This window comes from Bacteroides stercoris ATCC 43183 (assembly GCF_025147325.1).
GTDB lineage: Bacteria > Bacteroidota > Bacteroidia > Bacteroidales > Bacteroidaceae > Bacteroides > Bacteroides stercoris.
The window spans coordinates 578,068-600,494 of the sequence record NZ_CP102262.1; the positions used below are offsets into that span (position 1 = coordinate 578,068).

Annotated in this window: 23 protein-coding genes; 5 read left to right on the top strand and 18 right to left on the bottom strand. The window is 44.1% G+C overall.

Translation table 11 applies throughout. The features are described from left to right. Positions 1 to 35: 35 nt before the first annotated feature. From NQ565_RS02385 to NQ565_RS02470, 18 genes are all read right to left on the bottom strand, one after another. Entirely contained in the window at positions 36 to 1,397 is a 1,362-nt protein-coding gene (locus NQ565_RS02385) for a hypothetical protein (RefSeq protein WP_005655399.1), read from the bottom strand. A 9-nt stretch (positions 1,398 to 1,406) separates the two neighbouring features. After that, complete coding sequence (locus NQ565_RS02390) at positions 1,407 to 1,697, bottom strand: hypothetical protein (RefSeq protein ID WP_005655400.1); 291 nt, start codon at positions 1,695 to 1,697, stop codon at positions 1,407 to 1,409. Between the two features lie 78 nt (positions 1,698 to 1,775). After that, positions 1,776 to 2,261, bottom strand: coding sequence for a hypothetical protein (locus tag NQ565_RS02395; RefSeq protein WP_005655401.1), 486 nt, complete (start codon positions 2,259 to 2,261; stop codon positions 1,776 to 1,778). 4 nt (positions 2,262 to 2,265) lie between these two features. After that, the gene (locus NQ565_RS02400) at positions 2,266 to 7,671 is read right to left on the bottom strand and encodes a LamG domain-containing protein (RefSeq protein ID WP_005655402.1); all 5,406 of its coding nucleotides are present in this window, start codon (positions 7,669 to 7,671) and stop codon (positions 2,266 to 2,268) included. After that, the gene (locus NQ565_RS02405) at positions 7,653 to 8,837 is read right to left on the bottom strand and encodes a hypothetical protein (RefSeq protein WP_005655403.1); all 1,185 of its coding nucleotides are present in this window, start codon (positions 8,835 to 8,837) and stop codon (positions 7,653 to 7,655) included. Before NQ565_RS02405 ends, NQ565_RS02400 begins: the two co-directional genes overlap by 19 nt. A 1-nt stretch (position 8,838) precedes the next feature. Then, complete coding sequence (locus tag NQ565_RS02410; protein WP_005655404.1) at positions 8,839 to 9,348, bottom strand: hypothetical protein; 510 nt, start codon at positions 9,346 to 9,348, stop codon at positions 8,839 to 8,841. 2 nt (positions 9,349 to 9,350) lie between these two features. After that, a complete protein-coding gene (locus NQ565_RS02415) occupies positions 9,351 to 14,762 on the bottom strand; it encodes a tape measure protein (RefSeq protein ID WP_005655405.1) in 5,412 nt (1,803 codons plus the stop codon). Beyond that, positions 14,762 to 14,890 (bottom strand): hypothetical protein, encoded by a 129-nt coding sequence (locus NQ565_RS02420; protein ID WP_005655406.1) that lies wholly within the window; start codon positions 14,888 to 14,890, stop codon positions 14,762 to 14,764. Before NQ565_RS02420 ends, NQ565_RS02415 begins: the two co-directional genes overlap by 1 nt. A 104-nt stretch (positions 14,891 to 14,994) precedes the next feature. After that, positions 14,995 to 15,651, bottom strand: a complete 657-nt coding sequence (locus NQ565_RS02425) for a hypothetical protein (RefSeq protein WP_005655407.1) — start codon at positions 15,649 to 15,651, stop codon at positions 14,995 to 14,997. Positions 15,652 to 15,719: 68 nt separating this feature from the next. Continuing rightward, the gene (locus NQ565_RS02430) at positions 15,720 to 16,229 is read right to left on the bottom strand and encodes a hypothetical protein (RefSeq protein ID WP_005655408.1); all 510 of its coding nucleotides are present in this window, start codon (positions 16,227 to 16,229) and stop codon (positions 15,720 to 15,722) included. Positions 16,230 to 16,244: 15 nt separating this feature from the next. Then, positions 16,245 to 16,670, bottom strand: a complete 426-nt coding sequence (locus NQ565_RS02435; RefSeq protein ID WP_005655409.1) for a hypothetical protein — start codon at positions 16,668 to 16,670, stop codon at positions 16,245 to 16,247. Next, complete coding sequence (locus tag NQ565_RS02440; RefSeq protein ID WP_005655410.1) at positions 16,667 to 17,137, bottom strand: hypothetical protein; 471 nt, start codon at positions 17,135 to 17,137, stop codon at positions 16,667 to 16,669. Before NQ565_RS02440 ends, NQ565_RS02435 begins: the two co-directional genes overlap by 4 nt. After that, a complete protein-coding gene (locus tag NQ565_RS02445) occupies positions 17,128 to 17,460 on the bottom strand; it encodes a hypothetical protein (protein ID WP_005655412.1) in 333 nt (110 codons plus the stop codon). The genes NQ565_RS02440 and NQ565_RS02445 overlap by 10 nt, the downstream gene beginning before the upstream one ends. A 1-nt stretch (position 17,461) precedes the next feature. Beyond that, the gene (locus NQ565_RS02450; RefSeq protein WP_005655413.1) at positions 17,462 to 17,797 is read right to left on the bottom strand and encodes a DUF6706 family protein; all 336 of its coding nucleotides are present in this window, start codon (positions 17,795 to 17,797) and stop codon (positions 17,462 to 17,464) included. 5 nt (positions 17,798 to 17,802) lie between these two features. Continuing rightward, complete coding sequence (locus tag NQ565_RS02455; RefSeq protein WP_005655415.1) at positions 17,803 to 18,129, bottom strand: hypothetical protein; 327 nt, start codon at positions 18,127 to 18,129, stop codon at positions 17,803 to 17,805. Positions 18,130 to 18,140: 11 nt separating this feature from the next. Then, on the bottom strand, positions 18,141 to 19,376 hold the full coding sequence (locus NQ565_RS02460) for a hypothetical protein (RefSeq protein WP_005655416.1): 1,236 nt from the start codon (positions 19,374 to 19,376) through the stop codon (positions 18,141 to 18,143). A gap of 19 nt (positions 19,377 to 19,395) precedes the next feature. Beyond that, positions 19,396 to 20,043, bottom strand: coding sequence for a hypothetical protein (locus tag NQ565_RS02465; RefSeq protein ID WP_005655417.1), 648 nt, complete (start codon positions 20,041 to 20,043; stop codon positions 19,396 to 19,398). Positions 20,044 to 20,051: 8 nt separating this feature from the next. After that, positions 20,052 to 20,657, bottom strand: coding sequence for a hypothetical protein (locus NQ565_RS02470; protein WP_005655418.1), 606 nt, complete (start codon positions 20,655 to 20,657; stop codon positions 20,052 to 20,054). Positions 20,658 to 21,176: 519 nt separating this feature from the next. Here NQ565_RS02470 and NQ565_RS02475 point away from each other — a divergent pair. Genes NQ565_RS02475 through NQ565_RS02495 form a run of 5 tightly spaced genes read left to right on the top strand, consistent with a single transcriptional unit; the run spans position 21,177 to position 22,380 of the window. After that, complete coding sequence (locus NQ565_RS02475) at positions 21,177 to 21,353, top strand: hypothetical protein (protein WP_225665235.1); 177 nt, start codon at positions 21,177 to 21,179, stop codon at positions 21,351 to 21,353. Between the two features lie 25 nt (positions 21,354 to 21,378). Beyond that, a complete protein-coding gene (locus tag NQ565_RS02480) occupies positions 21,379 to 21,630 on the top strand; it encodes a hypothetical protein (RefSeq protein WP_007219348.1) in 252 nt (83 codons plus the stop codon). 11 nt (positions 21,631 to 21,641) lie between these two features. Beyond that, positions 21,642 to 22,007 (top strand): hypothetical protein, encoded by a 366-nt coding sequence (locus tag NQ565_RS02485; RefSeq protein WP_005655422.1) that lies wholly within the window; start codon positions 21,642 to 21,644, stop codon positions 22,005 to 22,007. 41 nt (positions 22,008 to 22,048) lie between these two features. Then, positions 22,049 to 22,189, top strand: a complete 141-nt coding sequence (locus NQ565_RS02490; RefSeq protein WP_162487773.1) for a hypothetical protein — start codon at positions 22,049 to 22,051, stop codon at positions 22,187 to 22,189. Between the two features lie 11 nt (positions 22,190 to 22,200). Next, the gene (locus tag NQ565_RS02495) at positions 22,201 to 22,380 is read left to right on the top strand and encodes a hypothetical protein (protein WP_005655424.1); all 180 of its coding nucleotides are present in this window, start codon (positions 22,201 to 22,203) and stop codon (positions 22,378 to 22,380) included. Positions 22,381 to 22,427: the final 47 nt, after the last annotated feature.

Genomic DNA, 22,427 nt, shown 5'->3' on the forward strand with positions numbered 1-22,427 from the left:
TTTTCGTTGCTCCGTTCACCGAGTTTTGCAGTCCGTCAAAAACGGCACAAGCGGAACCCACCGTACGCATTCGCATACGAGGAACGATGACCCGCAAACAGACAACCGAAACCCGCATTCGCACCATATATCGCATTAGCAGACAAAAGGGCACCATACCAGCCTACAGCAGACCACGTACTACCACCTGTGGGAGTCCAATAGTAATCGCAATACCCTTTATTACTTGAACCTCCTACTTTTTCGGCAAAGGAATAACCTTTAGTGGAATGAGCCATAGAAAGCACATAGCCCTCAGTTCGTGGAAGCTCCGTAATGGCTTCATATCCGATAGGTACGGTAGTAGCACTATCTGAATGAGAGGTGAATTTTGTCGGGTCTTCGCATACATAGGCAATAGATACATCCGCTTTATGCCAAATTAGTACATCATCAGCAAGCATCCACAAGTATTCATAAGGAGTTTCCAAGCCACGGTAAGAGGTTACTTGTACCACCTTATCGCCACCAGTCCATCCCTTGATGGTGTAGGACACCTTACCCGTGTTGTTTCCCAGCGTTGCAGTAACACCGCAAGGCACAAAGGGTTTGTAACCTCCCCATGTATTCCACTCCGTACCATTAACAACCGGACCACTCCCTAAGCCTCCTTGATGGAATCCGTCAGCAGTCAGCGTTTCGGTGTAAGCATCTTGGCAGTGCAATGAGGCATATTCCACACGTTGCAACCAAGCAATTTCATTGTACACCCTGTACGCCCCGTGGTGTGTTCCGTTCTTGCAAAGAGGACGAACACCAGCCTTTGAAATGGAAGTACGAGGCATACCCAACATGGAGTTGTAAGTACCATCCTTAGCGGCATCACCAGCACCCGAACCGCCTCTGAATTGTGCGGCATTCGCTTTGAGTATAACAAATCCGTCTGAATCCCTTGCAATTTCATCGCCATTCCAAGTGAGCCAACATCCCGAAACGGCTACAGAGTTGGTAATATCCACCGTTGCATACCACGGGCTTACCGTCTTTCGTTCCATCTTGATAAAGCCGGGCAACGGATATTCGGAATAGGCACGAATCCATTTCGTTCCCTCTATTTCCAACTTGAAGTAATATTCCGGCTTTTCAAGCATTACATTACCGTCCGTGCTGTCAATCAAAGCCGTTGCACCCGAATCCTTTTTACGGCTGTCATTTTGGTTAAGGTAATACTTAACCGAGCCGTCAGGGTTTTCCACAAAGCGTTTCAGCTTCGCTTGAATGGGTAATGTACGGTGCAAATCCAAATTACCCACACGCTTTAGTTTGTAGTCCTGTGAGTTGAAATCACCTTGCACCCCATACCATTGGTCGTAAGGATATTGCGGTTTCGTGTTTCCGCTTCCCAATAATAATCCCATAGCTATAAGTTATTTAATAGTTTCACCAGCACCCCAATACACATCATATACCGAAAGGTCGATACCGTTTGGGGATATTACGGCTATCGCTCCGGGCGTCCAATCCCCGATAGGTACGGGGAACATACTAAATTCCTTATCACAAATGAGCTTGCATTTAAGCAGCGTACTTGTTTCCATCGTAACCTCTTTAGGTCGTACAAAGACGGTAAACGGAACACCACCCAAAGCAAAACCATTGGAAAGGTCTGTAACCTTACCTTTGGAAAGAATCCGTAGGCTGTACATCGTTGTTTCCATAATTCACTGAGTAAATCAAGTTTATTTAACTGCAAATATAATCATAAATGTGTTTGTTGAATACATTTATGATTATAATTAAAGTATATCATCAGATAATGAGGTATAACGTGCTTCAAGTTCATTGATTTTATCTCTTAGCAACTGCCTTTCATTATGCAATGCCTTTATCTCATACGGCATTGCATACCCCATTAGGGCGGCTTCGTAGCATTTGATTATCTTATAATCGCTACTTGCCAACACCTCCTTTGAGCGTTCAATCTCATGTGCCACCTTTTGAAAGTCGGGGACTTCTATGTATCTGAATGAAATCCTGTCCCCGGCATCGTATGGCACAATGCGCACAACATAGCCCTCCTTATCTGTGTTTTGTTTACTTTCATCTATTGCATCCACTGGCTTATATATGGTTGGCAGTTCAGCCACCTGTTCAATAACCGATACCATGCGTGTTGTTATTTCCCCCGTTTTCTCATTTCTGATTTTTTGAGGAATAGGGGCTATTTCTATACATTGTAGATAGTCGCCATCCATATATCCGTATAATACTCTTTCTTCCATATTTTTAGTATTTCCATCTACTTACTAACCATGCTTGTTTTTTAACTCCATCTACATATCCTACGGTATATACAAACATACCACCTTGACCCTCTCCAAAATCGTAGTAGTCATTTACCGAAGTATCATCATAGATTAGGTAGCCGCTTCTTGGTCTGAATCTCATATAGCCTCTCCACCACTGCTTTACAAATATAACCTGTCCTTCTTTAGGAGAAGCCGGAAGATACACTACTGATGCGGCAGACGTGTACCCTATTACCACGGTATCTTCTCTATTCAAATACCATGTGTTATTCGACGTTCCTGTAATACACTTTCGACCAAAAATCAAGCCTCCGGCAAATAAATCATAGAAGAAACCGCCAAAGGCTGGTGCAGTCCCCGAATTAGAAGCCCGACCATAAACACCTGCCACGATTGTATCTACCGCATTTATAGCCCATGTTCTTGCCGGAACATTTGCAAAACCAAGCCCAACAATAGCCCCACGGTGCGTATATCCGCTACTTGCTGGCATACCGTCCGTACCTGCCATATTTGAGAATATTCCCGTTGGTGACATATAGGAAACCGCATTAGAATAGTTAGGAGCATTTTTAGCCCTTGTTTCAAAAATTCCACGGTTGGCATCTATTGTCATTTTTGCGCCAAAATCAACGAGCGCATAATCACCACCACCACTTGAAGATTCAATATAAATACGAGCCATTGAAGCATCCAGCTCTACCCTGTTACCATTACCCATAGTGGAAACAATCTTACCGCCCTTAATAAACCAATCTCCAATGTTTGCCCCCTCAGCCAATAACAAGTTTGTGGCAATAGTTTCAAATTGCGCTCCAAACGTATTCCATTTGCTTGTTGTCGTGGGAGTGACATTTGAGAATGTTCCTGCATCAATACGGACTATATAGTATTGATTGTTGTATTTTACAGCATCCAACCGTTTGCTATTTCCGTAATAAGTCTTGGATGAATCATAAATACCCCTATAAACAAGTACGGGGCTATCGCCTTTCTCCCCCTTATCACCCGGCTTTCCATCTTCACCTTTATCACCTTTCGACCCCGTTACACATATTGCAGCCGTAGTGTCGCTCGTTCCATTCGTATAAGTGATAACCGAGCGTGTCCATATATACCATTTGTCTTTCCAAGTTGGGCGTGTTGTACTCCATGAGCCATTAAGTAATGAGGTTGCCGAACTGGATAGGTAGTATTGTTCAATAATAGAACTTACGCCAACACCGCTATCACCCGTAGAGCCTTTGCCGCCTGTAATACAAACCGCCTTAGTGTAGGTAGTCGTGTTGTCTGAATAAGATACTTTCGTTCTACTCCATATATACCTCCCATTTATCCATGTCGGGGCGGTTGTCTGCCACCCCGTAGTAGGCGCAACTGAATTTGACGTGCTTTGTGCATATTCCACATCTGCCAATGTCACACTAACACCAGGCTTTCCATCTTCACCATCATAAGGATTTACACGAATAGGGGTACTCCATTTCTGTATCATCAGGTCTGCTTTGCCATTCATTACGGAAGCAATGTCATTCACAGGTAAAGCCCCCATCAACAAACGTATATCATCGAAATACACGGCAGAACCGAATACATCATCATCGTAAATAGCAAAGCCTACAGCCATGATATTAACGCTACCACTATGTAATTGCTCTCCGTTTTTGAATACCGTAACGGTACGGTCATTAAAACGGAATGCAAGGTGAAACCACATATTAGGCGTGATTGCAATACTCTTTTCCACATAGTGCCTACCGTTATATCCGTTCAACATCCACTTGACTTGATTTTGGTCTGACTTCATCCAAAAACAGAGTGTAAAACTTTCCCCAAAGGGTAAATCATAAGGAATACGGCTCTCCATTCCACCACTCAGATTGAGGGCATATCTCGTTCCGTCTTTTACTACCGTCCCACCGCCCAGCACACCATTATAACCGTTACCCGAAATATCGGCAATGCTTGAAGTGTCGTTAGCTTCAATGGGCAAATGAAATTTGGTACGGTCTGCAAGCCCGGACTTCTTAGCCATTGTACACCAAATATATTCCAACGCTCCTACTTTCGGCATTTCCGTACTCCACCCGGTAGGGTTGGAAGAATTAACATCCAAATCGGGCGGTACTAAAGTCGAGCCATTTTTAGCGTAACGATACTCGTAATATTCACCAGCTCCGGCATCCGTTCCACCCGTACCCGATTCTCCTTTAATTAAAGCCCACGTGTAATCCATCGGATTATCACTGTCTTTCTGCACGTAGTCGGTGTATTGCCCTATGTAGTCGCCCGGCTCTTCACCATTGTTTGCAGTGAACGACATTCCCCCGTTGTCCGAATACTTGATATGGAAGTATGGAGTACGCCCATCTTCACCGGGTAAACCGGGCGTTCCGTCTTGTCCTTTCGTGTCGCTCCACTTGTAGGCACTTGGTTTGTCGCTATCGGTGGGTATCATATCCACATACAAACCCAACCATCTTCCGGGTGTTTCACCGTTTCCGGCTGTGAACGTTTTGCCGCCATCATCGGAATACTTCTTATGAAGATAGCTACTCTTTCCATCTTCCCCCTTAATAGCTCCAACATCTTTCCAGTTCGTGCCATCCCAAATATAGAGGTTGCCCCCGATTAGATAAGCATCGCCCTCTGAATTTCCAACGGTAGGCAGTTGTGAAACATTGTCCTTAGAACCTTTGATATTGATTGAAGTACCATCAGCACCACGCACACGAAAAGGAATACCCCACGCACCCTCCGTATCGGTCTTGGCGTTCTTTATACTCATCCAAACCACGTTTTCGGACGAAGTTCTGTGCCAACCTCCCGTAGAGCCATCCCCCGTAGGGGTGGCAGGCTTGGTTTCACTGTCATTATAGGTATAGAATACGGATAAACCGCTTTCTCCCTTATCCCCGGTAGAACCTTTCGCCACAACCGACCAATATACGGAATTGGTAGGCAGGTTGCCCATGCTTGGCGTGGGGTTGGTGTATCGGTAAGTACACGTTTCACCATTCACCGTATAAGTCACCTCATCCCCAGCATAGTACACGTACTTCGGATTATATGTGCCACGGAACACCCCGATATGTGAGGTGTCCCCACTATCAGAAAGCAAACGGACGTTGTGCAATGTTAATTGGCGTTTTGCCGTTACGTTCCAATCAATAGAACTTGAAGAATCACCGATACGGAACTTGTTGCCGTCCAAATCCAAATAGCACTCCTTATCGCTTGTTATAATCTTACCCGTAGTGATAGTGTTTCCGTTGATACGGGTAAATCCGTAGGTAGTGGTAAAGTCCCTGAAATCATCATCCGAATGCACCGACCCCAATATACCCACTTGGAAATAATAGTTGTTCGGGTCTTCGGTTGGTTCAACCTTTAGTTGTTCCTGTGTCACATACCAAATGCCATCCGTGCTTTTCTTGGAGCACTTGGCAAACACATAGTACCCCTTTGGGCTTGATAGAGTGAATGAGCCAGCCGCCATGTTCCAATGCTTGATTATCTCATCATCAATAGTCAAGTGAGCCAATACCCCGGCAGAAGCATCAAAACGATTGGATATTCCGTTTACGTTGGCTTGCAGTATCACATCTATCAAAACAAATTGTTGGCTCTTAGACCCCACCGTAAGCATATTGGTGTCAATGGAATTGGGCTTGATGTTTTCGGGGTCAAAATAACCGTCCGTATCATACACCATTGTACGCAGTTCCTCTGTTGTACGCCATCCCCTCCGTGCCTTAGTCAAGTCCCGAAGCCGATTGTTTTCTATGATTGTTTCGTGCCGTCCCACATCCACAACCGTTTGAGTGATTGGGGAAATGGCTGTAATGTCCGAAAGGGTCAGTGTATAGTCATGCTCCACAAGCAGGTTCTTTGTCACCTTTTGGATGCGGATATTCTTCTCAATACCGAAACGCTCATCTTTCACGGGTACATAGTTACCCACATGAAAGACGGTTGTTTCGCTATCGCTTGGCAAAGCGTTCAGAAAGTAGGAGCGTTCAAAGGTAAGCTGATATTGCGCCCGTGCCTGTGTGCGTGGCTTGAACTCGTTATATCCGGCATACCATAAATCTTCCTCTGCATCATCTTCATAAGATTTAGGCAGGTGAATATCCGTAATCTTATACGTGTCACCCTCCGTTATTCGGTAAGCCTCGCTTTCAGTGGTAGGAATAGTTAGCCCCCTGTTGTCCGTAAATGGAATGAGCGTAAACCTTTTTGTTGCATGGTCGTATCCTCCCTTTTGCGCCAATTCAAATTGTTGTCCGGCTAATTTACCCGAAATGAAAGTAATCTTTGCCGATACCTCGTTAATCAGATACTTTGTACCTTTATCGTCTTTCTCGTTCAGGTCAAAGTCCATTGTATCATCAATGAAGCTGTTTATATCATCAGCCACCAAAGCAGTAACCGTACCCGTCCGTTTCGGGAAAATATTATCATACGTCACAGCATCCTCATCACTACCCAGTGCATCCCTCAAATCGCCATCCTCCAAATAACGCTTGTTATCATCGGATATGCCTATATATTCGCTCTGAGGCGGTACTATTGTACCGTCCCATAGTTTGTGTTCCTTTTTGTTCAAACGCACTGGAAACGGAAGCTGTAGGCGTTCTGAATAGTCCCTGTAATCACTCCGAATGTTGGTCGTGCCACCCTCCACCCAAAGTCTTGTGATAATGGTCTTATCATCTACCTTTTGCTCTTTGAGCTTGTACAAGCCGTTGCCTTTGCCCCACTCAAAGAAAGCGTTGCCACCCGGGGGCGCAACTTTTGCACCGAACTTTCCTATGTGGATGGTACGCACTCCGTCCTTTTGGGTAATGAGAAACTCCAAATCAAATTCACGGTCACTGCAAAGCATTTGCAAAACCTGTAGGCAATTGTTACGGGCAAAGGAAATGGTACGGGGTTCTGTGTCCGGGCAATTAGCTTCATCGAAAGCCCATAAGCCCGGATAGTCACGGCTCACGTTGTAGATAAGCACCTTTACAAAGTCCCGGATATTATAAGTGAGGTCAAACGTGCTTTTGCTGGATTTCCCGTTTGCATCGGTGTTTCGGTACAGGCTTTTCATCAGCTCGTACATCACTCCGTAGAAAGTGGCATCATGCACATAATGGTTGTCCGAAAGCATTTCACGGTTCACCTTAGTACGGATGGTGTATTCTTCACCCTCCACTATGATTTTATCTCCCTTGCCTAAATTAAGCAACTCAGAGGAAACAATGGAAAGCTGTACGTTATCATCCCCCATTAAGGAACTGTTTTGAGCGGCTGATTTCAGCGTACAAAACGGCTCTTTGGAAAACAAGCGTACCTTTTCACCGTTGCGCCTGATTATTTCAAGAGTTCCCATATCACAATAGCATTGGTTTCAAATTTTTCAATGTCTTCAATCACGCCCGAAACGATTATCTCGTATTCACCGGGTGTAACGTAAGTGTGTTCTATCGTTTGTTCGCTGCCGGACACATCGTAAGTGTGCGTGCCGTCCCCCCAATAGATATTAAGCAGCTTGGACGAAGTGACGGTAATCGTAGCCTTGCCGTTTGCAGTTCCACCTATATATCTAAGCACCTTTTTCACAGGTTCATCTTCCACCAGCTTTAAACGGAATGTACCCACCATCAAATCGTTGCTATATTGTCCCCAGCTCTTTTCCGGGTCTGCCTCATCCAGCAATTCCACTTCATATACCAAAGGCTTTGTCTTTCCGTCATAGTCCACACGCAAACGGTGGTTCCCCTCCGCATCGAATTGGGAAAAGAAAAGGTTTACCCATTCCACATAGGCGGCACGTCCCGAAGCCTCAATAAAGCAATCCAGTGTAATGTTGCGTTCCTTGTAGCGTGGTCGCTTCTTATCCCTTACAATACCGTGGTAATTGTCCCAGTTCACTTGCAAGGCTTCTTTGCGCTCCAACCGTCCAACCAATCCGGCACTTTTGGAAACGAATACCCCAAACTCCTTGAAGTTCTTTCCGTCTATGAAATATTCCACATCCGTATCTTTCTGCAACTCGAATATTTCACGGGGTTCTTTCGCCACGTCAAACAGTTTCACTTCGTCCAGCAAGGCTTTCGTCCCAAAAAGTGATTGGTCGTTGATGGAAAGCCCCGTTGGTGTCTTTGGTAATATTTCACTGAATATCCGGGTCGTGTTCTCATAGACGGTAAACATATTGCCGGACTTAACGAAAGCAAAGAAAATCCAGCCATCGGGCATTACATCAAGCCATTGCTCTTTATAATTGTCTATACCGGGCATATTCAGCACCCAGCCTAACTTTTGAGAAACAGGCAGCACCCAAAAACAAAGTGTAAAATTACCGCTAAAGGGTATGGAACGAGCTGTTTCGCATTCGCCCGTACCATTCAAAGCAAGTGATTTACCCACTTTAGATTTCTTAGAAAAATCCGCACCATCCGATAAGGTGGCATCGTTGCGGTACTGTGAAAAGTCGTAAGCTATACTACCGTCCGGGTCATCGAAAGGCAGGTGTAAAATCATGTTCTTATCCATATCAGTAAGTATTTTTATTCATTTGTCTAACTTCTATCCCCACGCCCTCTATATCCGCTTTGGCATTGCCATACAGATTCACAAGCACCTTTGCATCCGTTCCGGCTACCGCCACATACAGATACGAGTTATCGAAAGCGTCTATGGTAACAATCGCATTGTCCGACACGTTTACGGCACTATGGGAATCATGCCGTGCATATACCCGTGAAACAGAATAGCCGTCATACTCCAACATAGCTTTGCAGTCACCATTCAGCACCACATCGGGTAAATTCACCTTATCCGTAACCTCATCATCCACAAACACCCCGTAAACCTCGCATTTGCCTTTGAAGTGTTCCCGTATAAAGTCAAGCGTGGGGTAATTCTCCGATATACAGAAATCTATGCCCTTAATGTAAAGCTGTATCAGTTGCTCATAGTCAAGCCCCGTTCTTAGCTTCATTTGCCACATCCGGCAAAGCCCCTTTGCCTTGCCATCCTCTTTAAGTTGTTGTACCAGTTCCATAACTATGCTATTCCTTGTGATAAAAGTGAACTATCTTTATTTTCAATGCGCTTCAAAGTAGTTTTAATCTCCGTCAGCTCTGATGCACTCAACTTCGTGTTGGCGGCTATTTCGGCTTGGTAAACAAGTGCCTGCCTCATAATAGAGGTTTGGTCGCTTTGGTTTATGACAAAGGCATTCAACCGCCCGGCTATCACACCGCCCGTTTCCTCATTCATGGAAGTAACCGCACCCGTAAGGGGGTCTTGCTGTACGGTTTCTTCCTCCACATCCTTAATCCAATCACCAATACCCTCCAATGCGGAATTGAACAAATCCCCGGCAGCGTTCACCATCCTTTCAAATTCTCGCTTCTCTACATCGGTCAGTTTCCCGTCTTTCATGGATTCTCCCAAATAGAGAACGGCATCATTGATTCCCTTTGCCAAAAACTCACGTTTCAACGCTTCCACAACCGCTTTTTTAAGGACTTCTTTTGTCTTTTCGCCCAATGCTTCCGCTGCATCCTCACCTTTGCAATAAGCATCTACCAACGCATCGGCAAATTCATCAATGGCGGTTTTTACATCCGTTCCGGCAAGCGTTTCCATCATTGACCTATCCAAATCCTCTATCTGTTGGGTAATGGATTCTATTTGCTCGTTCCACTGTTGGATTTTTCCGTTATCGGTTTTCTTCTTATCCTTTTCAGCTTGAATTTGCTTTCTTAAATCCTCTTGTTGCTGTTTGAGGTTCTTTTTCTGAGCCTCATAGATAGAAAACATATCTCCGTTTTCTTCCGCATTCTTCAACTGTTTGTTGAGTTCCTTAATCTCCTTGTTGAGTTGAGCGTAACGGGCAAAATCCCAATTCTTCTTTGCTACGTTGGCTTCTTGTTCCAAAGCCCGTATTTGGTCGTTAATCAGTTGGATATTCTTTTCGTAGGCTTCACGTTGGCTATCATTGAACACCCAATAAGTATTATTGTAGGCTCGTTCCAAACGGCTGTAGGATTGTTCCAGCGCATCTATTTCCTTTTGCAGATTTTGAATTTTCTTCTCATACTTGGAATCATGCAATTTGGCAAATATGCCCACTACAGAAGTAACGGCACTTACCATACCCGTAACGCCTCCCAATATGTCACCGCTCATCATTTTACCTACAGAGGCGGCGGCATTGCCCAACTGCCCGAACAACTCCATTGCAGTGCCTAAGCCGTTTGCCAAATCATCCTGTCCCAAATCAGAAAACATGGATGCAATGGCATTGCCGCACGTGGTAGCCGTATCGGTAATCGTTTCAATGGACTTGGTTACGCCTTTGGCGGCTTTCTTCATGTCAGCCTCTGCCTTTTTCACATCCTCATCCGTACCCTTTCCGGCAGCAACATTCGCTTTGGCTTCTGCCAGCTTCTTTTTGGCTTCAATGTAATCATCATAGAACGTGCCTAAAGCCTTAAAGGGATTCTTTGAAATAAGCGTTTCCTTTGCTTGATTCAAACTATCAATCAAAGCACGGTAATCTACGGGATTCAGTTTCAAATCCGCATCTTTTAGCTTTGTTTCAATATCAGCCACCAACTTATCTATTTCAGCTACAGAAAGGCTATCCAAATCGCCAAATAACTTCTTCCAACTATCCGATTGCTTTAACATATTGGCGGTAAGGGTGCTTAACGCTTCTGCCTCCGACTTGTTTACTTGGTTAATCCGTTCTTGGTCGCCCGTCTTTTGAGCGGCAGCACGCAGCAAGGCGTATTCCTTTTGGATGTCATTTCTTTGTTCCTCAAAGGTTCTGTAAGAGGAAAGTATCTTTTGCTGTACTTCTTCCTGTAACTTTTCATCTTCTTCTGAAACAAACAAAGTGGCTTCCGCTTTTTCGTCAGCACCCACAAGCCCGGAACTTCCATTAGCCAGCTTCTCTTTTGCATCGGCTATGGCTTCCAACTTCTCGGCAAGTGTTTGGGCTTGCTGAATGGTCTTAGATACAGATTCCTTGAAAGAATCCATAGCGGACTTTGCCCCCGTGATTTCATTGTATTGCATATTAAGGGAAATAAGTTGGTTACTTTCTCCCTCTGTGAGTGTTCCGGCTTGTTGTTTATCCTTTAGAGCCTTGATTTCATTTTCCACATATTCCTTGTATGATTTACCGCCTTTTAAAAGCGTGGCAAATTGGGTATTGGCTACATCTTCGCCCATGTTACGCACCCAACGGAAATACAAGGCATATTGCTGTTTCTTGTACTCTATTTCACCGTCAAAGAGTTTGTTTTGGGCTTTGTCATATTTCTTGTTTTCAAGTGTTCGCCTTTCATCGAAGCCGTCCTTTTCAGACTTAGATAAGCCACCTTTTCCGGCATCCTTACGAGCTTTAGCCAAAGCCTTTTCCTCTTTGTCTATATTATCCAATGCCTCCTTGTGTTGGAGCGAAAGGGTGCGCTTGCGTTTTTCGTAGCCCTCTTCCAAGACTGCAATACGGTCAGCCTCCAATTTGCGGTCAGCTTCAAGTTGCCTTTCACGTAGTTGCTTGGCGGCACTATCCGCTTTATCCCCCGTGGTATGCTTGGGTAAACGGGCTTCCAACTTCTTTATTTGCGTATCATAACTCTTATAGTCAGAACTACCGATAATGGCAGCTTCACGCAATTCTTTAAGCTGCTTGATACGGTCTGATATTCCCTTTTCCGTGTTAAGGTTTGTAGTCTTGGTGTTTACGGCACCATTCAATTTATCCAACAAGTCTTTCAACTCTTTCAGTTGGGTATTATCGGCTTCCACCTTTACCTTTTTGGCATTGAGGGTATCAATACTTTTCTGAGTTTCACCTATTTTCTTATCCAGCTCGTTAAACGACATAGCCACATAGTCGGTACTCTCTGTTACAGAAGTCGTATCTTTCGGAGCAATGAACGCTTCTAATTCCTTATTTACCTTGCCTATGGTTTCATCTGCCCTTTTTGCTGATTGTACAATACTTTCAAGATATGTTTTTATGTTACCTTTGAAAGCATCCATTTCTTTATCAGTCGCACTTGTGCTTTGCTTGACTTGTGAAACAATGCTGTTTAATGAGTTATTGAACGCATCGGTATAGGCTTGACCTGTTAGCCCTTTCAATTGGTTTGCGGATTCTACCGCCATAGATTCTACCGCATCCCATACAGCCCCCGAAGCTCCACGAATAGAACTTGAAGCCACATCAACAACCTTATTCATAATAACGGTTACACCCTCCGGGGTGGTTTCCATAACTTTTTGAATTTCTTTGTAGGTTGCATCTTCGGCATTCTCTTTCAGCTTATCAAGTGCATCCGTTTGGCTTTGTACCAGTTCTTGCATAGCTTGTTCGGTATATTTAGCCTTGATTTTTTCGGCTGTAGTTTGCTGAATGGCTGTAGTCAATTCCTCATATTTAAGACGCTGTAAATCAAGTGTAGCGTTTTCATCAAGCAATGTCTTATTATATTGTTTACATACGGCATTGATTTTTTCAATCGTATTTTTATGTGTTTGAGTTCCTTTCTCCGTATTTTGCAATACGGCAAAAAGTAAATTCAAATCGTCAATCTCTTTTTTCGTGGTATCTTGAAATTCACCCGTTGCCGTGGTCGCTTCTTTTTGTTTGCCCGTAAAAAGAGTAATTACACTGACTAATGCACCTATCAATCCCATTACCCAGCCGATAGGATTGCTCATCATGGAAGCCCAAAGAGCTTTCACCGCTACCGTTGCTTTTGTCGTGATTGCAGTCAGTACGGAAGTTACAGCCCCTTGTGTTGTCTTTGCCGTAGTATCTGCCACGGAAGCGGCTGTGGATTGCTTGGTGGCTGTAGCTTCAAGTAGTTTTTTCTTTGCGTAAAAATCGGATTGGGTGGCTAAAGCCGTCTTTCGTGCGATAGCTGCGTTATCCTCCGCTGCCTCCATCTTCTTAGTGGCAATGGCTATCTTTTCAGCGTTCCCAGTCTGTTGTGCCCTGTACACTTCCAAATAGGCACGTTCTACAGCCGCCTTTGCCGCCAGTGCATCAGCCCGTGCCGATTCCATCTTTACGGCTGCTGCCTTGACATCGGTACGCATGGCATTTAAGGTAGCCGCACTGTTTTGTGTCTTAACGGCAACCTCATTTTCCAAAGCGGCACGATACACGGCACTTTTAGCCGACAAGTCTAACTTGCTTAGAGCTTGCTTTTGTTCAACGGTAAGAACACTCAGAGCCACCGCCTCATAATTGGCAGAAGAAGCCGTTAGATTCAAATTGGAAAGGTATTCTGCTTGTTGGATGGTAAGCATTTGTTGAATGGTGGCAATGCGTAACTGCTTTACCATGTTGGCGTGTTCCTCTACCGTCAGTTGCGCTTGCAATGCTGCGACATGGCTGTTTTGGGCTGCAACCATCGCTTTTGTCTGAGCTACCATCTGCCCAGTAGCAACGGCTTCCAACTTCATTAAGGAAATCTTAGCCTGCCTTGCCGTGTTATCCAAAAGAGCAACGCCCGTATATCCCTTTGTGGCTAATGTATTCAGTACAATAGCGGCTTTCACGCTTCCATAGCCTATAGCAACGGCTTTCAAAATACGCAAAATATCATCCAAATGCTCTGCCATATAGGTAGCACTTTCAATAGCTCCGGCAAAAACATCTTGGTTATCCGCACCCAACTTGTTTAACGATTGTTCCCACGCATCACCCATGTTGGAAATCATACCCGTTAGGGACTTGCTTTGTTCTTGCATGAGGTTGTAGTAAGTCCCGGCTTTACCCGTCATGTTTTGGAAAGCCTTTTCTACTTCCGCAAAGCCAACCTTACCCTCCGTTACAAGGTTGGAAACTTCATCTTTGGTTACGCCAAGCACTTTAGCCAGTTCCTCATAGATGGGAATACCACGCCCGGCAAACTGCCTAATATCCACGGTAAATGCCCTGCCTTGTGTCCGTAGCGTTCCATAGAGGTAGGCAATATCCTGTAGTGGCGCACCCACGCCCGAAGCCACGTTACCAAGCATTACCAGCTCATCCACCACATTATCCACGGTTGAGCCGTAAGCAAGCATCTGTTTGGCACTACTCGCAATGCCCGAAAGGTCAAACGGAGTTTTGGCGGCTGTATCAATAAGCCTATCCATCAAGCCCTTTGCTTGCGTACCACTTTTGAGCATGGTTGTAAAGGCAATTTCCAACTGTTGAAACTGCCCACGTGTTTGCACGATACTTTGAAGCAAAGTCCCCATACCCTGCCCAACGAGGTAGGAAACAATGTATTTCGCCCCATTTTGCGCAAAGCTCTGAATGGAGTTATCCATCACAGACGATTCCGATACGGCTGTGGATGAAACCTGTTTGATACTCCTTTCCATCGCTTGTGCCGACACGTTGAAATCATTTATATCAAGGGTGGCTTTGAACGCCAACGCTCCGTTTATATTATCCATTACATTATTCCTTTCAGATAATTCTTAATATCATCCTTTGTCTTTAGCTGTACAGGCGGCTTCCCACCATCTTTGTTTCCGTCCGTTTGCTCCGGCTCTTGTTCCACACGTGCCGCATCTGCCAGCATGATTTGTACGTTTAGCCAACTGATACCCCAAAGCAGATAATCGTAAGTCCAGCCAAAGGACTTGATAATTTCCCCACGATTACCCCACGGGCTATTTAGCCCGATTACTCTACTCGGTTTGCTTTGAGTTTCTTCGGATTGGTCGTTCCTATCTCCCGTATTGACCGAATAGAGGACGTAAAACCCCCGGGATTCATCATTTGGCTTATCACGTCTGCCAGCTTTTCAAGCCGGGTAGATGTAAGGTGTTCCATGAAAAACGCTTTCAAGGCTTTCACCTCTTTGTCTTTAGAGGGGTCAGCTACCACGGGATTGTTAAGCACGGCTACGGCTGCAATCTCAGCCATCAGAGGAATATACTTGAAAAGGCGTTTGCTTTCCTGTATGGGTTCGGCTTGTATCTTTTCCTCATCGTATTCTATATTCAGATACAACCGCCTCAAACAATCCATCGTACCCAAATAAAGAGGCTTCAAATGGAAGTGGCGCATATATACACGCTCCATAGTTTGCAAAGCGGCATTGGGTACTTCTGTTTCGGACACATCCCAGCCTTTGGGAATACGTTTGTCACGCCACATCTTTACATGGTTCGGAAAATGCTTATTCCACCAACGGATGAAGCGTGGCGGTTTTACCGGGTTAATTTTAAGCGGTACATTGAATTTCACTCCCATGTTCACAAGTGCCTGTATCGCCTTTTCTTCGATTTCCAAGCGTTCTTCACGGGTCAATTCACGTTCATTATTCAGTTGTTCCATTTGTCTTAAAAGTTAAAAAGCCCCCCATCCGGGGATAGGAGGCTATCGGTTCTCAGACTTTTTCAGTGTCATGCTACTGTTGGGTCGCTCATTTCCTCGCTTGCTTGCAAGTTTGATTGGAACTTGATAGTCATAGGCACAAGGCAGATACCCTTTGAAGAATAGGTAATCTCGAATGTCGGGATGATACGCACATTGGCACACCCGATAAACAAGCCCTCTTCCGGTTGAATCCATAACGCCCACTCCTTGTATTCCAATTTTCGTGGACGAATCCAAGTGCGCTTGCCCTTTTCTCCAGCAATAGTACCACCGAAATAACGTGCAAGCAATTCCAAATCCGGGTCCATCAAAGAAAGCTCCACATTTGTAGGTGTTTCACCCACCAACGTAATAACCTTGCTTGACGTTTCCGACTTATGTTCCGTGATTTCGGGAGAATCATCTTTCAAGTTGCAAGTGTCTTGATACACATCGCCCAAATCAAGCCATTGGTTGCCTTTTGCGGGCATACTTCCATCGGTCATGGCAGGGGCGATATAAATCTTTTTCAACCCCATTGTTGCTAAAATCGGCATAATCTTAATTTTTTATTAGTTGATACTCTTTTCTCTTACTGTAAGCTCCAAAGCAAGGGAAACAAAATGTTCGTTTTGGTCTTTCTCCTTAATCGGTGGGTTAAACCGCCCTATGTTCCAGTTATAGCCTTTCCCACTTTCATAATGGTTTTTCAACACCTCAACCACCTTTGCCCTTATCTCTATGAGCCTCTTAAAATGTGTCCTGTAAACGGCTTGCCCCTTGCCTTTGGCTATCACCTTATCCGGCACATGAATATTCACGTTTATCTGACCGTAGCGCACGGATGCTTCACCGTCTATCGTATGAGGGACAATTATCACATCCTCTTTGGTGTAGTCGTTACGCTCGTAATCAATCACACCCGAAATGAAGTTTTTCACCTCGCTTGCTTGAAGCATGGCGTAAACCTTTGTTGCTATTTCCTCAGTCGTTATCATGCTGCGTTCCCGAATAATTCGATTGCTTTCTTATTAGCTTTCATCACCAACTTGTTAATCTCGGCAGGAAGTTCGCTTTTGGCTTTCAGTTCGGCAGGTAGAATCACGTTGTACCCTTTGGCTTCCACGTAGGCGGCATAATTCATTCCGGCTACTATAATGAGGGAAAAAGTGTTTGGCAGCGTGGCGGCATACTTCATTGCAGCCTCCAACATGGCTTTCGCACCCTCTCCGGGCTGGTCTGACCCACCATAGTAAACGATTTCCTTATTCTGTACCACGGCATAGCCTATAGAGTTGGTTAAATTGCCCGTTTGGTCTTGGTAGTTGTGGCTATCCTTAGCATACTTAGCCAGCTTTTCGCCCATGTATTTTAACAAGGTTACGAAAGCCAATTCAAGTTGCTTTTGGAAAGCAGCCACGGGGTTTAAGATAGCCCCTTTGTCAAACATCGGCATTATCCCCATATCTCTATGTATTTAGGGTTTGTATCATCTATTCCCGAAATGGTGAACTCATCCACACCTCCACGCTCCAAAGTCACTTCCACACGTGCGCCTATACTCAAATCACCCTCAAAGTAGGATGGTAAAAACACATCAAAGGTGTATGAATACATTTGCCCGTCCGTTCCCAATCGTTGCTTGGCAGGTATGAATTTCTCCACTTGACACTCACAGCCTTTCACCCACACGGGCGCATCATCGTCCGTGTAAAATCCCGTTGCTTCATCCCTCGTTGCTTCAAGGGGCAAAGCGGTGTATCTGAAAGTTCCGTTATTCCGTGCCATATCACCACAAATTAGAGCCGTCCGTAATGGAAGAAACTTCGACAAAATCCGAAACGTCCAAACCGTTCTCGTTGCAAAGGTCTTTAATGCGCTTCTCCAACTTCTCCACGCTGTAGCCTTGTGAGGACTTACCTAACGTGTCATTGGTAAGCACAATCATCCGCTTTAGCACCTTTATAGCGGCTATGGCTATCGTGCGTTGGTCTGTGTCGGCATTGTACTCACTATCCCAGTCGCTTATCTTCACATCAGCAAGTGCCTTTTGCAAAGCAAGGCGGCTTGGGGTATAGGGTTCAAGCTCACCCACCAACGCATTGTATTTTGTCAAAGTTCCCATCACTACTATTTTTCAAGGGCTTCTTTCAAAGCCGTTACACTCTCATCTGAAAGGGCTTCAATCGCTTTGGTTACACCTTTAACCCCGGCATTTTTGGCAACGGGGGCATTGATGGATTCCAAAGCATCCTTTACCACATTCAAATCATATTCATTGTCTTGGAAAGTGACCTTTTCAGCCTGTTTGCTTTCCAAAGACTTAATCACACAAATGCCCCTTGCAACCAAATCATTAACTCGGTTAAGCTCATCGGTATGCAAGGTTTCACCTACCTTGTAGATTTTGCCTTTGTCGTTTTTGTCTATAAACGCTTTCTTTACTGCCAGTTCCATAAGCAAAAGATTTAGCCTACTTCAAGAGCTGTTGCACTCTCAAATTCGGATTTAGTCCAATAGGTACGTGCCACACCATTTGCATCGGCTGGTACTTCCTTTTCCTCAAAGCCACGCACCTGTAAACAGATGATAGCACCAATTTCAGTGATAAGAGGCAACAAACGTCCAGAGCCTTGTGTATATTCGGCTGCAACTTGACCAGTGGATTCCCCGGTACGCCACTTGGCGATACGAATACCACCGCCAGCGTTCATGTAGTCCACGTTTTCTTCCTCTATCAACTCGCTATCTTCAATGGCGGGCTGAATTTCACCGATAACCCCGGCAGGCTTGATACAGATAAAGTTGTGATTCCACGGTTCAAGCGATTTACGCTTACCGTCCATATCCATACCCATTTTACGGGTAATCACCGTTACAGGGGGGATTTCATTACCAGCAAGCAAATCTGCCATCTGAGCCGTTGTTACGGTCTGAGCCTTTTTATCGTTACCATGTACCAACAAACGGGTCGTTTCGTCCATACGCAACCAAAAATAGAGGTCTTGGCTCATAAGGATTTCGCCCGGCTCAATGCCACGGTTACGCAGGTCACTACAGATAGCCGACAACATCAAAACGGGGGACAACTTGCCAGCTTTGGTATTGGCAGAGTTCCACAAGAAAGCTGATACCAGCTTGTTTGTTTCCGGCATTTGATAATCCACCTCGTACTTACGTCCACCCGGATTGTTGATTTCCGGCACGAACTGAGCCACACCCCAATTAGAGAATGCCATCAGAGCGATAAAGTCCATCACGTCCTTACAGCCCAAATAAGCATCTTTCATGTCGTGGGTAAGGAGCTTTTCAATTTGCTTCACCTTAGCGGATTCACTCAAACGGGGATTTTCGTAAACCTCCATCAGTTTACGGTAATCACGTGCGTACATGGGGAACTTGTGACCCACACGGGGGATTTCCTTAGTCCACACATCGAAGCCGTCAGAACGCCTCATAGGTGTAGGTGATTCATCACCAATCAATGTAGCCATGATACGCAAGTTGTACTTACCTACAAGTGCCTCGGCAGTCAATGACATTTGGGGCGTGTTGGTAGTAAACCAGCTATCACAGTACATCTTCTGAAAAAGGGTTGTTTCACGTTCGGAAGCCTTATCAAAAGTCTTTTTCCACGTTGCCAAAAAGTCAAGCGGTTTGCCGTCCTTGTGAAGCCCTTTGAATGTTGAAAAAATAGATTTCATGTCGTTACGCTAATTTTAGTTAGTGTGATTTCGTTAATTTCACGTGGGGATTCCCTTTCAAGTAATCGCCCGTAGTGTCCTTTTGCCCGGCAGGGATAGGCGGCACACGTCTTTCGTACATTGCGTATTGCATGGTGTCGGCAGAAACATCTACAGAGGTTTCAAACTCGCCTACTTCCACATCGGCAATCAGTACGGAGTTGGAAGTGCCACGCTCCTTTGGTTTTGCGGCAGTTTGTCCGTCCGAAACAACCTCTACCAATACATCATCCTTTACAAGCCCGGCAATGGCTTTGGAGAGAGTGACAATGTAATTGTTTCCGTTTCGCTCAATCTTTTCGATTGTGGGAACATCGGCAATGGCTGTAGCGGCTGTGCCGTCTTTCAGCACCAAATCACCAACGGCAAAGCAAGGCTCGTAGAACTCATCCACGTACAGGCTTACTTTCTTGGTGTTTTCTGCATCCACTTCCACCACTTTTGCAGTCTTGATGACTTGCACCGTCCTTTTCACCTCATCCTTGATAGCAAGCGTTCCGGCAGGCACGGTATCGCCAACAGCGAAATGTTGGTTTTCCACGTCCAGATTGAAGCCGCCTTGCACGATAGAGGGCGAACCCGTGAAAATGGGTCGCATCCCGGTAAATGAAGCAGTCTTTCTTTTCATTTCATCTTTTATTTTACGGTTATTGATTCCAGCAAGCTATCAGCAGCTTCATCAATTTGCTTTTCACTTGCCGCCTTAGAACCCCCTGAGTGTTCATCATCAAGCCCATTTGTAATAAGCTCCTGTTTGTAAGCGGAAACGGCATCCTCAATATCTTCATCATCGGAGATTGATTTTGCCAAACGGTCACGGAGATAAGCCGGGATTTTGTGCTTTTCCATAGCCTTAACTACTTCCTTCGCACGGGCTTCTTTGCTTTCTTTGGCTTCGTAGTTAGCAATCTTTTCCTCCATTTCCTTTAACCTCTTTTCAGTCGCTTCGTCCAAAGCCACCTTGCCCTTACGTTTAGATTCTTCTTCCTTACGCTTTCTTTCTTCCTCTTCCTCATCCTCGGTTTGGGTTGGTTTCTTTTTGTTTGCCCATCGGGTTGCTTCACCTTGACTTTCCTTAGCCACTTCCGCAATCAGATTTGCCGTACTTTCTATTGCCTCATCATCGGTAGAATCATCCTCAATGCTGCCACCCATTTTTTCGGTTATCGCTTTAAGGTACTTCTCCGAAAGACCAGTGTCTTTACACAAGCCTTTGACTTTCTCAAAGAGTTTCTTATTCATTGTTGCTTTTGTTATTTAGTAAGTTGAACTTCTACAGAGCAAAGATATGAAATAAAATCATATATGCGTTCTATAAACACACATATTTTACTCGGTAAATTACTTGCCTATTAGCATCTTACGCTTAAAAACAAGACGTAAAAGCGATTTTTCATTTACTATATTCAATATAACAAATATGTGTTTGATTAACACAATAGGAATAATATTTTTCACTCAACAAAAATATATCCTCAAAAAGCACAAAATATATCCTGTTTTGCAGTAAATATATCCATTCGAGCATTTTCACCCATCTTAAATAAAGGAAATTACCACTAAAAGACTATCAAAACCAACTATCACATAGGTATTTTGAAAATATATCCAAAAATATATCCAAATACTTTGTTATATTAAATATATAGCCTATATTTGCATCGTAATAAGATTGATAACGTTTAAAATATATGTGATATGGATGTGAATTATATTCTAATAAAAGGAAACAAGCATTTTAAGTGCCACAGTTTAGCAGAAATGGCTATCTATTTTAGCTTGTCCGTAACCAGCAATGGAAGCGTAATCTGTGATGGCTACCATGATACAATGTCTTATTCTAAAGAGTGGAGCCACGAAGATATTATTACCGATTTCATACGCAACAGAGTAGAGAAAGTAGTACCTGATGTTGAAATATACAAAGTACAAAAATAATAATGCAACACTAAATTTTCAGATTATGGCAACTAAGAGTATTGATAAAAAGAAAACATTGGAATATGCGGTAGCATTTTACTTCTATGATTCGGGATGTGTAAACTTTATGATGGGTAATATCATGTACCAGCATATCAAAACCATTTATGACGAAAGGGCAGACGGCAGAGGGCAAAACACATTAGAGGTAGTTTACAACTACAAAAAAATGAAATATGAAGTGCTGTGCCTCACAGACAGCAAATTAGCTCAAAAAGAAATATCAATACTATAATACATATTGCCATGACACAGAAAGAATTTGAAGAAAGAACCGGGTTGAAGCTAACAGCGGACAACTATATAGAGGTTGAAACTTGCTACATGAATACAGACCTTGATAAAGATGCGTTTTGTAAGTTGTGGATGAAAAACCCGGCAGCTCTGAAAGAAATAGAGCAAAAAACGGTGTTAGTTCGTGAACTTTACGAAGAACGCAAATGTCTTGCAAACTTTCTTATAGAACAAGCCGAAAAGTGGAGTGCATCAGATTTAAGAGAAAAAGCAATAGCTATGATTGGAGAAAGAGAGTATCTCAGAAGAAAAATAGCCAAAGGGTACAACCTTTGGAAATTAGACAAAGAACTATTAGACGAAATTTTAAGAAAGTAATAACCAGTAGGGTAGCAATCCCCTACACAATGCAACACCGTATGAAAAAATATTATTTGCAAGGCAAAGAGATTAGCGAAAAACAAGCTAAAGCCATTGAAGCCAAAAATCAGAAGTACATAAGCAGCAATGATTTTACACTTTGGGCAAAGTGCCAATTTGTAACAGTAGTAACCAAGTAAATTTCAAAATTATGAATGAATACACTTATATCATTTTCGACCATAACGGCAGACGTTTGGGAAAGATTGAGTTTGGAGTGCGCAACAGCGTTCCATCCGCAAAAGAAATAAAAGAAGCCATTAAAGATGGTTTCCCAAATGGTGCGACTTATAAATTAATCGTTCCAACAAGCGTGTGTATCAACCAATAAAATTTTAGGATATGGGAATATTGAAAGATGCAATTTTAGCGGCAATA